We start from the raw sequence: 16761 nt of genomic DNA on the forward strand, positions 1-16761 counted from the left end.
TTAAAAAGTGACTTCTGTTGTAATTGTTCCGGCTTTACTAACTTCGAGTTCCAATACTGGAATTTTAGACTCTTGATAGTAATAACGGGATTCTAAGCCGGTAGTTATCTCTAAGCGATTAATCGGCACGGATGAAGAAAAATTAATTTTGCATAACTTGCTCACCAAGGTTGTATCCACAATATGCCAGTCAGCAGGGTGCAATCTAAACCTTAAAACTGCTTTATCGGTAAAGCCAGAAACCTTATCGCTAATAGTTAGCGACTGCTCTGTTAAAGCAATACTGCGAATATGCTCGCAACCAAAACGATCTTTGTAGCCGGCTGCAAAACTCTGACTAGAATCCGTAAGGATTAAGGGCTGCTTAAAGCTGGTTTTTAACCAATCCCCTAATAAAAACCGGCTTAAGCGTGGCATTTGATCATGATTATCAAATTGCACTGTATTATGGCTTTGCACACCGCCGTAATAGTCAATATATTGCTGGCCTGCATTATAACTAAAGGTGCCGCCATCCCTAAATATGTTTTTATTCCCTAACCAGAAATCGAGATGCAAGGCATCACACTGACTTGGCCTAAACTTAAAGTTTGGATAACGTAAAAACAGTTCAGTATTAGCTTTTGTAAGATAAGCATAACCACCGTTAGTAAAGTCTTTACTCTTTTTTACGGGGCTTTTGTTCTTACTTAACGCTATATTTAACCAAAATAAAGGCAAGTTATATTCACCCTCACCTAGATAAGCTAATTGCTGTTTAAAAACAGCACTGGCTAACTGTACACTTGGCCTAAAATCACGGTAATCAGTGCCCGTTAATGGTATTAACCTAGCACCATCATTAGCCCCTAAATTTGGTGCATCGCCGCTTTTAACATTCGTAAAATAAAATAACCAATCTGTGGCTAGTGCCATTTTGGAATAAAAACGAGAGGAAAATTTATCTAACGAATGCTTAGTGCGCCATACTTCAACTAGACTGATGCTGTCTAACATTACTCTATGATAATTTACCGAGTACTGGCTAAAGCTGCCATCATCCTCAATTAAATGGTCAATACGGTTTTCTAACCATTTAACACCTTGTTTTTGCCATTTAAACCCCTCGTTATCACCATTAATGGCTAACCAACTGCCACCAATATATAAAGCAGCAGCTTCAGAGGTACCATGGTTATTATCTTGCGCAACAGCATACATAATAGTGGATGAAATACGCTTTAAATGGGCCTTAATAAAACTTAATAAGGCTGGTGTTGAGCTTTTAGTTTGGTCAAGCAATAACGCAGCAAGCGCTAAATGCATAACCCGAATAGACGCTTCTTGGCCACATTTCCAATTAACGCCATCATAAGGCGCATTATTGTTTAGCCAATCTAATATCCAATTATTTAACTTGGTTAGTGCATCCTTATCACCCTGCTTAGCTTGTTGAGCAAAGCTAATTACCCAATCAAATCGAGACGCTTCCCATACACCTTTAATATCACCCAATTCATTATTAAAATCAGAGATTGCAAACCAAGGTAACGACCTTGTCGCAATTTTTTTTGTCAAACAACTTTGATGCCAATCAGGAATAGTGCTATTAGTTGTACTTTGGCCAAAATAAGTGTGCTTGCCTAACCATTGTCCATTAGTTTTAGTGTTAACTGTTTCTATATCTTCGGCTGTAAAAAAAGGGCCCGTTACAATTTCACTCTGTAATTTTTTTACAGGGTTTAAGCCCATTTTAATACTTAACTGATAAAACAGCACACGAGCTAAGTTAGTAACACCTAAAGCAAGTGCGGTTTTAATTTTAACTATTTGCATTACTGTAAACGCAACTGTTCGGCAATATCTATTGTTACTTTTGCCACTTCAAAAAGTTCTTCAGCAGCAATAGGTGATGCCGTGCCATTTTTAATTGAATCAATAAATGCAGTCGAGCATGCTTTTTGACCTTTGTCTTGTTTCCACAAGTTCAGCTTTTTAAACCCTTTCCAACCAAAGCCCTTTAGTTTGATAAAGTTATCAAGCTGCAAAGTACCTCCGGCGGCAAAAACCTCTATCCTTTCTTTAGGGAAACTAGCCGCACCATTAGCTAAATAATGAATGGTGCCAAAAGAGCCATCAGCAAAGCCTAAAATAATCGCGGCTTTATCTTCTGTAATATCAACCGAGTTAGTATCGCCCATTCTGCGTGCTTGTACTGAAATAATCTCACTACCTGCTAAAAAGCGCATTAAATCTATAAAGTGGCATGCTTCACCAATAATACGCCCTCCACCTACATTTACATCTTGTGTCCAATGGTCACTAGGAATAGCCCCAGCGTTCATGGTCATAATAAAAGATTTAGGCTCTTTAATAGGAGATAATAAGGCTTTCATTTTTTGTATTTGTGGAGAAAACCTCCGGTTAAAACCCACCATTAACTTAGGTGTTTTTTCTGCTTTACAAGCTAACTCATAAGCCGCTTTAACATCAGCTAATTCTGTATGTGTTATTGCAAGGGGTTTTTCCACAAAAACATTTTTACCGGCTTTAAGGGCTTGTTGGACAAAATGAGCATGTGAATTGTGCTGAGTAACAATAGCAATGGTATTAATATTAGAGTCATTAATCATGGCTTCTGTATCAGTGGTTGCTTCAGTAAAACCGGCTTTTTCCCCATGAGTCACACCATTTATACCTCCTGAAGTTGCAATACTGTGCAGCTTAGCCCCAGCTTTTTTAAATGCCGGTATCAACATTCTAGATGCATAATTTCCAGCACCAACAAAGCCAACAACCGCTTCATTTGCTAAGTGATTCATAGGGGGGTTAGAAGCTAGGGATACTCCCTTGGAAATACCCAGGTGTACAGTTTTATCATGACGGCTATCTATGGCTGAATCAAATTGTAACAAGATACCTAAAGCACTTTTGTCAGTAGTCAATACATCATATGCAGCACTAGCATCTTCAAATTTAAATCTATGACTGATAAGTGGTTTAACATCTAGGTGACCACTAGACATCATATCTAATATAGCTTCAAAGTTACGCTGCTCAGTCCAGCGAACAAAGGCTAATGGATAATCATTACCTTTCTCTTCATAAGCAGGATCATAACGCCCAGGACCATAAGAACATGAAACCTGAAAAGTTAATTCCTTTTCATAAAAGTCTGCTCGACTTAACTCTAAACCTGTAACACCCACTAAAATAATACGACCACGTTTGCGACTCATTCTAGCCGCTTGAGTAACTGGATCAGTTGACTTAGTAGATGCTGTAATAATAACACCATCGACTCCAACACCACGGCTAAAAGCCATACCTGCCGCAATAGGGTCTTCACCCAAGCCTGGATTACATATTTCAGCGCCAAACTGTTTTGCCAAGTCAAGCTTAGATTGGTCAAAATCGATGGCTAACACTCTACAGCCTTGAGCGCGAAGCATTTGCACAGTTAGTAAGCCAATTAAGCCAACACCAGTTACAACAAAGCATTCACCCAAAGTAGGCGACGCTAAGCGAATACCTTGCAAGCCAATACTCGCAACGACAGTAAATGCAGCTTCTTCATCAGAAACATTATCTGGGATTTTTGCAACTAGATTTTTAGCAACGCGGACAACATCTGCGTGAGGGCCATTAGAAACAACTCTATCACCAACTTTAAATTGTTCGGCCCCCTTGCCAACATCAGCAACCACACCTACGTTGGAATAACCTAGTGGTAAAGGCTGAGCTAGCTTAGACTTAACTGCATCAACCGTAGTAATTAAGCCATCTGTTTGTACTTTCTCCAACACCATTTTCACTTTGTCTGGCTGTGAACGTGCTTTGTCGATTAAACTGGCTTTACCAAAGTCCACCAACATCCGTTCAGTACCCGCAGATATAAGCGTACTACTCGTATTAATTAAAACATAATTACTCTTAATTTGTGGTGCAGGAGCTTCAACTATAGATGAACCTCCTTTAGCCATGTCTTGAAGGATTTGTTTCATTTTTTCTCTTTTGACTCATGTCTTGAATAAAAGGGACAGTTACTACTGCCCTGAACTATTGAGTTGTTTACCAGCACTGTGCCAATAAGGTTAGTATCAAAATAATCTTTTGACATAAACACATTACCTTTAAACAAATTATTATCTGGATAACTAGCTAAATAATCACTTTCAGCTGCATCACCCTCATCTATAATTGCTAACTTGTTATACCCATAAAAATGATTATTTAGGAAAACATTATCCTTTGCAGCCCAGTAGCTATTGTAAAGGTCTGGACGAAACTCTGAATAAATCATCTCCGCATGAAGCGACTACAGCACCAGAGCCACAAACTTTATTATTCAGGAACAAATTTCGTTCACCAGAAACTCTAAATGGAAAAATAGAGTTACCAACCATTATATTATTATATATTTGATTTTCATTACCCATTCTAACTACAATCGCCGAGTATGAGTTATTTTCAAAGTAATTGTTATAAATTTTATTTTTATTAGATTTAATTGATATGAGCTCTTTTTCCAAATTCCAGTTGGATACATAATTATTAGAAAACTCATGGTATGTATCATCTTCAGAAGGTGACTCACCTTGCCTTATAGATGTTGCGTCACCAAAGTGAATAACTTCCTCAGCCCCTCCAAAGTAGTGACTATCAATAAAATCATTATTGATAACCTGTATATATTTAGAATGATCCCCAGAGGCAATTGCAATGGCCTGACTATTTCTAAATGTATTATATCGAATCACTACATTTTTTGAGCTAGAAATTAATATACCAATACCTGTTTTGTCTTCTAAGCTTGTATTTATTCCAATTGAAACAAAATCATTATTTTCAATAAGAACACTATTTGATTGAATAAAAATCACACCATGACGGTCTAGTTCTGTCCCTCCTGAGGGTGAAGCACCATTTAAAAAAGTTAAGCCCTCTATTACAACGTCATCAGCTTTAATATTCAGGAAACTCTAACCGGTAACAGTTGCGGCACCTTTTTTTGATGAGCCAATTTTAACAGGATAATCTATTGAAATAACACCTAAATCGTAATTTCCATTTTTTAAAATAATTTGTTCTTCTTTTCTTGCTATTGCTTGTTTAAACTCATCAGCATTGGATACACAAGAGTTATCATGTGAGCATTTAATATCTTGGTATGACCCTGCTATTCTTCCATATACATTCTCACCAACCTCTTTAGGGTTATCAGAGCTATCTTTACAAGCTATTAATAGTTGAATAAGAGCAAGTAAGATGGATATTAAAATAAAACGTATATTCATTTTCTACTAAAATACCCTTTGCCAATAGCTAAGAATAAAATCACCCCTATAGATATCCAAAAAATTCGAAATTCTGCATACGTTGAGCTCTTTTGTAACTCTAAAAACGGAAGTAACAGTACTACTGAATACTTGTACATCCGATGTAATACCATTAGCCTGATTAGAGTCACTATAAATACAATAAAACACAATAATCCCAAAATACCTGAATCGGCTATAATACCTATGAATAAGTTGTGGGGATAATCGCGTACACCTGGACCAAAAGCAATTACCCCATAACTACCTAAACCAGCACCAAAAAGTAGTAAGCCTAGCTTAGTGAGGTGTTCATAAAATAGACTCCAATATTCAAAACGAGCACCTGAGTTACCATCGAAAACGAGTGAGAACCTCCAAATAGCTCTTGACAGCAAACTATCGCCAGAATCAATGCTTATAATATAAAAAATAACCATTATTAAAACTGGAGTTAAAAAATATAGTGTTGAAAGCTTTCGCATAACAACTACATTGTGCAGGAAATGACAAATAAGTAAAAACAATAACGGGCCACGAGCCCCGGTAAATATGATTTCAACGTAAATAATTGCCAACCATACTCCATATAGAAATTTAAATGGCTTAAAGACAACTTGTAATACACCGCAAAATGCTAAAAGTGATCCTGACGTAAGATAAACAGAGATATTATCACTAGATATATCTGGCGCAGCTTCAAATAAGCCACTATAAAAATATGGATAAAGAAGACCTAAGATTAAACTAGTAATAATTGTGCTTTTGATATAAATCGAAAATGCTTTCTCATTGAACTGACTAGCAATCCAAAACATAAATGTAATATTAATTACAAGGGAGAAAAGTTTTGTGAATGCATAGTCTATATTACGTGAATAAAAAAATGAGATTATTGTAACTATGAGAAATGGTAACAATGATACCAATATCACAAAAAGCTTTTTTGAAAAAAGGAAGACAACCATCCTAGGTTTTATTATTGTATATACCAGCAAATAAACGAAAACACATGCAAATCCAATTACTGATAAATTCAAGAAATAAAAACCAAATGAATATAGATAATAGTTTGCTACAGGGGCAACTGTATACACCATAGCTATTAATGCGACCATAGTGCTAACTACAGCTTGATCTTCATTCAGTTTCATACTGCGATTGATAAGTTCTTTACATTCATGAAAAGGTTACATTCGGGACTATGGTTTGCAACAACTGATAACGTGAAGCACTATGATGTGAAGCTAAAAATTCTCTTATACTTGGTTGACATTCGTAAAAACTGTGTTTGTAAAAATTAATATTATCTATGTATTCATTTACACTACTTGCAGTTGAAATAACTTCATTTGGGGATTCGATAATATAGGGGAGACTTGGATAAATAACTGGAATGCCTTTAGCTAATAATCTAAATGCTCTATTACTTATAGTACAAGCTTGCACTGACTTAATTTTGATATCATAGGGGGCAATAGAGCAACATACATCTTGAAGGTTTACTTCACTTAAGCACCGAGGTGGTAAGTATTCGAAGTTCTCATAGCTAGAGAGTTTTCTGACTAGTTGCTTAGCTTTTTTTTCATTAATTGGCCCTACAAACCTGAGCTGAACTTTCTGCTCTAAAAGCCCCTTAATTATACTCCAATCAATTCTATTGTTTATGAAGCCGTAATATAAAACCACATTCCTATTTCCTGACTTTTGTGGTTGTTCGTACTGGTCATCACACCAAGGTAAAAATAAATATGAATTATTGCTAAACAGCTTCAACATGTTATCTAAGGGATATGAAACAGATAGTGTTGCTTTAGAACGCACGCATGTCTCTTGCATTTGTTTTTTAACAACTGTTTTCATCCAAGGCTTAGCTTGAGCAATAAAATCATCATTAATTATTGTGATAAATTTTTCTTTGTCTATCAGTGAAGTGAGAAAATAGTAGTCATAGTTAAAGTTGATGACTAAATCAAAACGATTATTTCTCAAATACGTCTTTAATTTACTCTTTACAAACTTAGCATTTATAAACCGGAGAAATCCAAATAATTTCAGCTGATGATGCAACAACTCAGGATAAACGCCCAAAGTTAATTTTTCTGAGACTCTTCTTAATTTAAGTGTTGATAATAAGTTATTTGTTGGCTTTTCAAAAAAAACTACTTCATGCCCTTGCTCAAGCATCATTTGACAAAGTTGGTGCCTGATTCTAGGTGGTTCACTCCAGTTAGTTCTCGTAACAATTAAAACTTTCATACTAGGAATGAGGTCTCATAAACTTAAATAAAGAGTTTTCACGAGTTACTTTTAAAAACTTAGAGTGTAATTGCTCGGAGTTATCGTAATCTGCATATGTTTTAGTAGGCAGACTTAAAATATCTTCCAGCTCTTCTAATGATATATCAAATTTCTTTGCTACAAACTCCTTGTCATGCACAATGTTTTCATCATATAGCGGTTTGGATAACTCATTAATTGCTTCTTCACGCGTTAGGTTTCCTGTATTGATCAATGTAGAATAATGTGCCTTTCTCTTATCTATTCCAAACTTTTTAGGTAATATATAAGATTGAAAGAACCTAGTATAAACTGACTCATAATGTTTCCCACCGTAATAAACCCAGTCTAAATTATTTTGTAGCACATCCATGGCTTCATCTCTATCATAATCAATTAAGTCTAGTATTCTAACCAGCTTAATGTTTTTAATTAAACGATAGTAAGCAAGCTTTATTAATCCATAATGTGGAAATGATGTAATTTTTTCAGTTCCAAACTTTTTTTGAATCCCACGAATATACTTAAAATCTTTAACGCCATATGTCCAGGATTTCGGCAGTATTCCTTCTGTTGTAAAATTACTACCATTCAAAATGTATTCAATATTATATTTTGCAGCTAGTCTATAAAGTATTGCAGAGATCGCATGATCTGTTGGAACTTCTGCGTCCGGAACTGATGCTTTCAAGAAACTAAGTTGTATATCTTTAAATTCCTTCCAATCAATCACATATGTAAAGAGATCAATATCAAGCTTATCTAATGTTTTTTCAATATTACTGACTGCTAGCTCAGAGTTCCATCCATTATCCAGGTGTACAGCCAGAGGTCTTAAACCAAGCTCTTTAATTTTATAAGCGAGATAAGTACTATCAACGCCCCCACTGACTCCAATTATACAGTCATACTCTTTGTTCTTAGCTGATTTCTGGATTGTAGTAACCAACTGTTCTAGCTTTCGCTTTTTATCCTGCCCAGAGGGCATATCGGCCAGCACTCTTCGGTGATTTTCACAATGATTGCAGACACCATCTTCATCAAATATAATATCAGGATCACTAGAGTCCATTACACAGTATGTACATTGCTTTAAATTAGCATTATTCATTTAAATATCACCTAAATAACTTAACAGTTTATTTTTTGGGTAGTTAATCAGTACAGCACGATGTTTACCCTTATATACAAAAAAACTACCACATGAAACAGCAGTAATATTTGTACTTTTAAAAACTTCTAATATATCTTCGCAGCATCCAGCCCCGCCATTTACTATCATTGGAAGATTAGTTTTTTCACTAAAGGACTTTACCAGATTCATATCAAACCCCGTCATCGTCCCCTCTCTATTAATTGATGTTAAATATATTTCACCAACTTTCACGTCATGCAAATACTTTATGGCTTGGTCAAAATTAATTTCTAAGCCCTTAGTACCCGACAAGCATGTAATTTTATATTTTCCAAAAATATTTTTTTTAACGTCAATAGAAGCTACTATACTTTGGCTTCCATATTTTCTTACGGCCTCTATAACTAGGTCTTTGTCCTTAAAAAGTATATTATTTAAAGCTACCTTCTCTATACCAAGAGCAAATAACCTGTCTATATCTTCGATAGACTTAACACCGCCCCCATAACATACCGGCATAAACGCCTCTCTAGTAATCGATTCCATCAGAGAGAAGTTAATTTTGGCATTACTTTTAGAAGCCGTTATATCAAGTAAGCAGAGTTCATCAACTTCTTTATCATTAAATATACGAACAGCGTTAATGGGATCGCCAATATACACAGGGTCTTTAAACTTAACTGTCTTAACTAGCTTCCCTTTACTCAGTAGTAATGTAGGTATAATCCGTTTTTCAAGCATTACTATACCCAATAAAATTTCTTAATAATTGCATACCAAATTTGTGACTTTTCTCTGGGTGAAACTGCACACCAAAAATATTATCTTTATAAATCCCAGAACTAAATTCAGTTCCGTAATTAGTTTTAAATAGTATATTATCAGCACTCTCACAGTGGACTTCATATGAGTGCACGAAGTAGAATCTAGCCGAGTCATGAAGCCCCTTGGTTAATTCGATATCTACTATTGGTTTTGCTATATTCCAACCCATATGTGGAACTCTGAACATATCATCCCTTTCTATTTTGTGTGCATAGGCGTCTATCCAACCTAAACCTGGAAGGCCTCCCTCGTCACTACCTTTAGTCAAAAGTTGCATCCCTAGACAAATACCCAATATAGGTATCTTGTTCTGGAAAACTGCCTCCTCAATATATGGAAGAAGCTTGGACTCTCTGAGTTTCATAATTCCATAATCGAAAGATCCTACACCAGGCAATATCAATAGGTTCGCAGATAATATGTCTGATCTACTTTTTGCTAAACAAGATTCAGCACCAACTCTCTTCAACATGTTCTGGACAGAGCCAATATTCCCTGCTCCATAGTCTACAATCGCCACTTTACACAAGTTGTTCATTTATTACTCCGAAGAAATCTTACGCTTCTTTATCAATGCTAGAAGCATAAAGAAAGTGACAGTTATCATATAAAAACCAGATGTGACAATTGATAATGAACTAGAGTTTATTTGAAAGTTTATGAAATAAAGTACAACAACATTAACAATACATAGCAGTAGCAATTTAAACAATTTATCTTGAAGCCCCCTCATATCAAAGTCACCAACTTTATATACTAGATATAAATAACCTAAATTATAAAGCACAGCACAAACAGAGTAAGATGCAACAGTATAAATTGGTTCTTTAAACAAAAAGCTAACTACTACCAAGGTTAGAATTGTAATAGAATCACATAGTACTTGATACTTTAAAATAACCTCTTGCTTATTTGCTACTTCAAAGACTCTTTCAGGCCAACCAGTAAGTAATAACATGAAAGCTACAGGAATCAGAAATGATGCATAAGCCCCAACTCCAACCCAGTCTTCCCCCAAGAAATACACTAAAAAGATTTCTGAGTGAAAAGATATAAAAACTGCAGGAGCAACCCCCAATAGTAAGATTATATCCATCATTTTATCTACGAATGTCTCTACCGTTGAATGTTCCTTTTTAAGTCCTTTAGCTGCTAATTCGAAAAATACCTTCCCAATAGATCTAGTAACTATACCAACTGGAGCATTTATCAATGTTCGACTTAGTCCTACCAACCCAGCAGCTACAAACATTTCAAACGAAGTCAGCACTATTATTAGGAAACCATTTGAAAATGATGTCAGTAATGTTAAGGGAAGGTTAAATAGCGGCAGTTTTTTGTACTTTTTAAGTATCGCTATGTAATCTGCTCTACGAACTGACTTTTTTAAAGATCTTTTCAACAAAAGATATAAACATACACTGGACACTACAACCAAACCTATAGTGTGTCCTAAATAAATACCAATTCCGAGTGAAAAACCCACTCCAAACAAGATCTTCATCACAGCAGATAGAAACTGTTGTGAGATCATTATTAAAGACATTTCTTTATAATGCCCTTTACGATTTCTAAAGTTAATTTCTATATTTGCTAATGCTATTGCCACACCACTTAGTAGAGTACTTAATAAAAAGATAATATCGTAATCTACCCCGAAAAAATGAGTACTTACTGTTAAGTATAGTGAGAGCAAAACTAAACAAACGACTAATACAAGCGCTATATTAATTAAACATACTTTGCCGACTAAATTTGCTAGTCTATTACTTTTTGCAAAAACAATTGACATCTCATAGCGTAACGATAGACAGTTTCCAAAAATTAATGCCCATACAAAGTACAATGAGAAATAGCCAAATTCCGTTGGGGAGTATAACCTAGACAAAAAAGGCAAAGCTATAAGAGGGATTGCTTGTGACAAGAAAGTCCCTGTCAGAATTGTTTTTATTTTAGTGGCGGATTGAAAACTCATCATTTTACAATTTTCGACTTTATTTCAGATAACCATGCATAGGCAAACTGAACACAGTTTCAGCGAGCTTTTCAGCAACAGGGAAGTCCCCAGCTTGGTATCCCAGCTCCTTAAATGCACTCTGCTGATGCATGCAGGTACCATAGTAAATCATAGTGGGTGTGCCCTGTTCTTTATACTTTGCCATTGCGGCATCTCTATCTTCCGAAACCAATGTATATTGTGCCCATGAGCTTAAGTAACCATCCGGAATTTGCGGTGTTTTAAATGTCCCAGCTAAGCTATTTTCATAATTCTCAGCCGCTAGGTTCCTTGCAATTAGCTCTTTCGGAAACTCTGCCAACTTCTCTAATAATACAGCAGCCTGTATAGTGTCTAAGCGACTATTCATACCAATACGGACATTGTCGTATTTGTCCTTGCCTTTGCCGTGCACTCGATAAGATTTAATTAACTCGGCGTACTCGTCATTGTTCGTAAAAACAGCGCCACCATCACCATAGCACCCTAACGGTTTTGCTGGAAAAAAGCTCGTCGTGGCAATATCACCAAAACCTCCCGCTTTCTGACCATTAATGGCGCCACCAAAGCCTTGCGCGGCATCTTCGACAAGCTTCAGGTCATACTTTTTAGCAATCTTCTCAAGCTCTGGGTAGTTTGCGGGCAAACCAAAGAGGTCAACAGCTATAATGGCTTTAGGGGTTAATGTCCCCTCGGCAATGACGGCCTGTATGCGCTTTTCTAGGTCAATAGGACAGATATTGAAAGTCGATTCATCAGCATCAACAAATACCGGTGTTGCGCCTTCAAAAGCAATAACCTCTGCGGTAGCAAAAAAGGTAAAGGTCGGACAGAAAACGGCATCACCCGGCTTAACATCGAGCACCATCATGGCAAGCGTTAATGCGTCTGTACCATTTCCGCAGGTAATAGCGTGTTTTACACCAACATATTCAGCAAGCTTCTCTTCAAGCTCCTGTACCTCTGGCCCCATGATATAGTGACCATGCTCTAATACGGCTTGAATGCGTTTATCTATTTTTGATTTTAAATGTTGATATTGTGCTTTTAAGTCAATGAACTGCATATTATTTCTCGTCAACCAACGTTAATGTACTACCTGAGAGTTGATAAACATCGCCAGTATGAGGACATGTCACTTGCTCTTCCCCTTCTAGCGGTAGCTCAAGTCTTTCACCATACTTACTTATCCAACCAATGTGTTTTGCCGGTACGCCAACCATCAATGCAAAGGGCTTAACATCGCTGTTCACGACAGCGCCAGCCCCAACTAAAGAATAACGACCAATGGTTACTCCGCAAACAATGGTACAGTTCGCGCCTAAGGTAGCGCCTTTTTTAACAAGAGTATCGCGGTATTCCGTTTTACGTTCAATAAAAGAGCGCGGGTTATATACATTAGTGAACACCATGCTAGGACCACAGAATACATCATCCTCCAAGTGTACATTGTCGTATACCGAAACGTTATTCTGAATTTTGACGTTATTACCTACCGTCACACGATTGCCAATAAAAACGTTCTGCCCCAGTGAGCATCCTTGTCCAATCTTCGCACCACCACAGACGTGAACAAAATGCCACACTCGCGTGTTTTCACCTATTTCGGCTCCTTCATCAACTATCGCCGAAGGGTGTACTTGATATCCCTTACTCACGATTATAGAACCTTGCTTAATAATGGATGGGCCTTATCGCCTGCTTCGGCTATGGGTTGAACGCGTATTTTTTCAACGGTCTCAATAGCAACCCGATTCTCTTCGACACCAAATCCATGGTCACTTAAAATATTCTGGTAACTTTGTGTGTGCAAATCGGTAAAGCCCCCTGAGAACTCTAGCTCTTCATCACCGATGGTAATGCTGCGATAAGTTAGCTTTTCCCCAGCTACCGCATTCTCAGGTAGATTACTGGCATCAATGGATAGAAACCAACGTACGCGGGCTCGCTCATAGTGCAAATAACCACTCGCCGTTTTCTCATCACGGTAATGCACTTCATTAGCTAAAAGCTTTCCAAAAACAAAATGCAACATGTCATAAAAATGGACGCCTATGTTGGTCGCCACACCCCCTGACTTTTGGTCAAATCCTTTCCATGACTTCATGTACCATTTTCCACGAGATGTCATATAGGTTAAATCCACATCAAATACATACCCCGCAGGCGCTGCATCAACTTTTTCTTTTAGCGCAATAATTGATGGATGCAAACGTAATTGCAAAATGGAGTTTACTCTCGCACCATATTTTACTTCATATGCTTTGAGTTCATCGAGATGCTTGCTCTCTAAAACCAATGGCTTCTCGCAAATTACATCAATGCCATTTTTGAGCGCATACTTTATATGAGCAACGTGCAAATAGTTAGGCGTACAGATAGAAATATAGTCCAGTTTATTTCCCAGAATAGTTTGATCGTCAACGAATGCTGAAAAATCTTCAAACTCTGTGAAAAACTCAGCATTCGGAAAGTGACTATCCATAATGCCCACTGAGTCATTCACATCCATGGCGGCAATCAGTTCATGGCCAGTATCCTTTATCGCTCTTAGGTGACGAGGGGCGATATAGCCAGCAGCTCCAATAAGCGCAAATTTCTTCATCATTCGATTCCTATAACCTTAAATCTGACTCGTGAATCTCTAAAACATGCTTGACGTCATACAAAACATGCTTTGACTTCCCTAACTTGCGAATAGCTTCAGCCCCCATCTTTTTGATATCGCTATGGTCAACGGCAAGAACAATCGCATCATAACTGTTAGGGGATAACTCGGATATCAGCTCTACACCATATTCATGCTTAACTTCATTCTTATCTGCCCAAGAGTCATAAACATCAACCGACATGTTGAAATCCTTTAATTCTGTAACGACATCGATAATCTTGGTGTTTCTCACATCAGGGCAGTCGCCTTTAAAGGTAAAGCCTAAGACCAAGACCCTTGCATCATCAACATGAATCTTTTCTCGCAGTAGCTTTTTAACTAACTGGGTAGCTACGTATTCACCCATGCCATCATTAATTCGGCGACCGGCAAGTATAACTTCTGGTCGGTAACCAACTTCCTGAGCTTTGTAGGTCAAGTAGTAAGGGTCAACGCTGATACAGTGCCCACCAACAAGCCCAGGTTTAAATCGTAAGAAATTCCACTTAGTGCCAGCAGCATTTAAGACTTCCTCAGTATCAATACCGAGTTTATTAAAGATTTTTGCAAACTCATTAATAACGGCAATATTTAAGTCACGCTGAGTATTTTCGATGACCTTCGCCGCCTCAGCAACTTTGATAGAACTCGCTAAATGAGTGCCTGCTGAAATGATGGATGCATAAAGACTATCGACAAACAACCCAACCTCGGGCGTGGAACCTGAGGTCACCTTCATGATTTTAGTTAAGGTATTAACCTTATCACCCGGGTTAATGCGCTCAGGTGAATAACCTGCAAAGAAGTCTTTATTGAACTCAAGCCCTGACACCTTTTCAATAATCGGAATACATACTTCTTCGGTAGCCCCTGGGTAAACTGTTGACTCATAAATCACAACATCATCTTCCTTAACAAACTCCCCGAGCAGCTCAGAGGCTTTTCGCAACGGCGTTAAGTCCGGAGCATAGCTGTCATCAATAGGAGTGGGTACCGTCACGATATAAATATTACAACCAGACAAGTCTTCCTTGTTGCTAGAAAACGCTAAATGCTCAGAACTAGATAGGTCCTCACTTGAAACTTCTAGAGTAGAATCATGCTTCTTCTCAAGCTCCGCAACTCGAGCTTGATTAATATCAAACCCCAATACTGAGTATTTCTTACCAAACTCAACTGCTAGAGGAAGACCAACATACCCTAGGCCTATTACTGCTATTCTTTTATCTGTAAAACCTTTTCTCATTACCAAATACCTTTAGTATCGATCAGATAATCGGACTCGATGATAGTCTGTTTAAACTCTTTGTGGTCGACTAGCATTAAATGGATATCAGCGTTACCCTTCGCATCTTCAAAAGTGGTTAGACATAATGCCACTTCAGACTCTGGCAGGCTTGCTATATTTGGCTCAACTGCTAACACAGTCCCAGAGTGTAACTCCGCAAGTTGCTTAGCAATATTTAATGCTGGGCTTTCTCGAAGATCATCAATATCTGGCTTGAATGCTAAGCCATAACACGCAACGGTTACATCTTCAATTCGTTTAGTTGGGTTGGCTTGTAGGAAGTCGCTAATAGCGATTTTTACTTTGTCAATAACCCAACTAGGTTTCGCATCATTCACCTGGCGTGCCGTGTGAATAATTTTTGCTTCATCAGGTGATTTGCTGATAATAAACCATGGGTCTACCGCGATACAGTGACCACCAACACCTGGACCAGGTTGCAATATATTTATGCGAGGATGACGGTTGGCAAGCGATATTAACTCCCAGACGTTAATATCCAGCTTATCACAAATTATTGAAAGCTCGTTGGCAAAGGCTATTTGTACATCACGGCATGAATTTTCTGTCAGTTTAGCCATTTCTGCAGTGCGAGCATTAGTCACAACACACTCACCTTCGACAAAGGTTTTATACAGTTCTACTGCTCTAGCTGAGCAGGCTTCTGAAACTCCGCCGATCACTCGGTCGTTAGATATTAACTCTTCGACAACATGACCTGGCAACACTCGCTCTGGGCAGTGTGCGATATTAACATCAAAGTCCGTCATCGCTTCGCTAGTAAACGATGGGAAGGAGAGGTCAGGACGGGCTGCCGCTAGCCACTCTGCCATCTGCTCAGTAGCACCTACTGGCGAAGTGGATTCAAGAATCACTAAATCACCTTTTTTCAAGACTGGCGCAATTGCTTCAACAGCTGCCTTGATATAACTTAGGTCAGGCTCTGGAATTACGGAATCACTCTTTTTAAAAGGCGTCGGCACCGCAATTAAAAAAGCATCAGCTGGCTCCGGTTTAGTCGTCGCCTTAAAGTAACCCTCTTTTACAGCTGCGCTAACGATGCCTTCTAGGCCTGGCTCAACAATATGGATTTTGCCTTGGTTAATGATATCGACTGCTTTTTGGTTTACATCGACTCCGATAACGGTTTTCTTACATGACGCAAACATCGCTGCCGTAGGTAGGCCTATATAGCCAAGTCCTACTACTGATATTGTGTTGAATGACATCGTTTTCCTTGCTTTTAAATTGATAGTTTTGATTATATTGGTTTTGTTAAGTTAAACTGTT

General features: G+C 37.8%; 16 protein-coding genes. All 16 read right to left on the reverse strand.

What is annotated here, in order from left to right:
• Genes DL796_RS06095 through wecC form a run of 16 tightly spaced genes read right to left on the reverse strand, consistent with a single transcriptional unit; the run spans position 1 to position 16700 of the window.
• Positions 1-1815: a heparinase II/III family protein gene (locus DL796_RS06095; protein WP_110200831.1), complete on the reverse strand. Its 1815-nt coding sequence runs from the start codon at positions 1813-1815 to the stop codon at positions 1-3.
• Positions 1815-3983 (reverse strand): bi-domain-containing oxidoreductase, encoded by a 2169-nt coding sequence (locus tag DL796_RS06100; protein WP_110200832.1) that lies wholly within the window; start codon positions 3981-3983, stop codon positions 1815-1817. Before DL796_RS06100 ends, DL796_RS06095 begins: the two co-directional genes overlap by 1 nt.
• Positions 3980-4282: a hypothetical protein gene (locus tag DL796_RS06105; protein ID WP_110200833.1), complete on the reverse strand. Its 303-nt coding sequence runs from the start codon at positions 4280-4282 to the stop codon at positions 3980-3982. The genes DL796_RS06100 and DL796_RS06105 overlap by 4 nt, the downstream gene beginning before the upstream one ends.
• Positions 4245-4955, reverse strand: a complete 711-nt coding sequence (locus DL796_RS06110; RefSeq protein WP_406946421.1) for a right-handed parallel beta-helix repeat-containing protein — start codon at positions 4953-4955, stop codon at positions 4245-4247. The genes DL796_RS06105 and DL796_RS06110 overlap by 38 nt, the downstream gene beginning before the upstream one ends.
• Positions 4956-4961: 6 nt before the next feature.
• Positions 4962-5276, reverse strand: a complete 315-nt coding sequence (locus DL796_RS06115) for a hypothetical protein (RefSeq protein WP_110200835.1) — start codon at positions 5274-5276, stop codon at positions 4962-4964.
• Positions 5273-6451 carry an O-antigen ligase family protein gene (locus tag DL796_RS06120; RefSeq protein ID WP_110200836.1) on the reverse strand — a complete coding sequence of 393 codons (1179 nt, stop codon included), beginning with the start codon at positions 6449-6451 and terminating at the stop codon, positions 5273-5275. Before DL796_RS06120 ends, DL796_RS06115 begins: the two co-directional genes overlap by 4 nt.
• 25 nt (positions 6452-6476) lie before the next feature.
• Complete coding sequence (locus DL796_RS06125; RefSeq protein ID WP_146205074.1) at positions 6477-7556, reverse strand: glycosyltransferase family protein; 1080 nt, start codon at positions 7554-7556, stop codon at positions 6477-6479.
• A 1-nt stretch (position 7557) separates the two neighbouring features.
• Complete coding sequence (locus tag DL796_RS06130; protein ID WP_110200838.1) at positions 7558-8688, reverse strand: N-acetyl sugar amidotransferase; 1131 nt, start codon at positions 8686-8688, stop codon at positions 7558-7560.
• Positions 8689-9453, reverse strand: coding sequence for an AglZ/HisF2 family acetamidino modification protein (locus DL796_RS06135; protein WP_110200839.1), 765 nt, complete (start codon positions 9451-9453; stop codon positions 8689-8691).
• Positions 9446-10075: an imidazole glycerol phosphate synthase subunit HisH gene (hisH, locus tag DL796_RS06140; protein ID WP_110200840.1), complete on the reverse strand. Its 630-nt coding sequence runs from the start codon at positions 10073-10075 to the stop codon at positions 9446-9448. Before hisH ends, DL796_RS06135 begins: the two co-directional genes overlap by 8 nt.
• Before the next feature lie 3 nt (positions 10076-10078).
• Positions 10079-11515, reverse strand: a complete 1437-nt coding sequence (locus tag DL796_RS06145; RefSeq protein WP_146205075.1) for a lipopolysaccharide biosynthesis protein — start codon at positions 11513-11515, stop codon at positions 10079-10081.
• A gap of 16 nt (positions 11516-11531) precedes the next feature.
• Positions 11532-12599, reverse strand: coding sequence for a DegT/DnrJ/EryC1/StrS family aminotransferase (locus DL796_RS06150; protein WP_110200842.1), 1068 nt, complete (start codon positions 12597-12599; stop codon positions 11532-11534).
• Position 12600: 1 nt separating this feature from the next.
• A complete protein-coding gene (locus DL796_RS06155) occupies positions 12601-13191 on the reverse strand; it encodes an acyltransferase (RefSeq protein WP_110200843.1) in 591 nt (196 codons plus the stop codon).
• Between the two features lie 2 nt (positions 13192-13193).
• On the reverse strand, positions 13194-14138 hold the full coding sequence (locus tag DL796_RS06160) for a Gfo/Idh/MocA family oxidoreductase (protein WP_110200844.1): 945 nt from the start codon (positions 14136-14138) through the stop codon (positions 13194-13196).
• A 10-nt stretch (positions 14139-14148) separates the two neighbouring features.
• Positions 14149-15429 carry a Vi polysaccharide biosynthesis UDP-N-acetylglucosamine C-6 dehydrogenase TviB gene (tviB, locus tag DL796_RS06165; RefSeq protein WP_110200845.1) on the reverse strand — a complete coding sequence of 427 codons (1281 nt, stop codon included), beginning with the start codon at positions 15427-15429 and terminating at the stop codon, positions 14149-14151.
• Entirely contained in the window at positions 15429-16700 is a 1272-nt protein-coding gene (wecC, locus tag DL796_RS06170) for a UDP-N-acetyl-D-mannosamine dehydrogenase (protein ID WP_110200846.1), read from the reverse strand. The genes tviB and wecC overlap by 1 nt, the downstream gene beginning before the upstream one ends.
• Positions 16701-16761: the final 61 nt, after the last annotated feature.

Source organism: Kangiella spongicola (genome assembly GCF_003194565.2).
Classification (GTDB): Bacteria; Pseudomonadota; Gammaproteobacteria; order Enterobacterales; family Kangiellaceae; genus Kangiella; species Kangiella spongicola.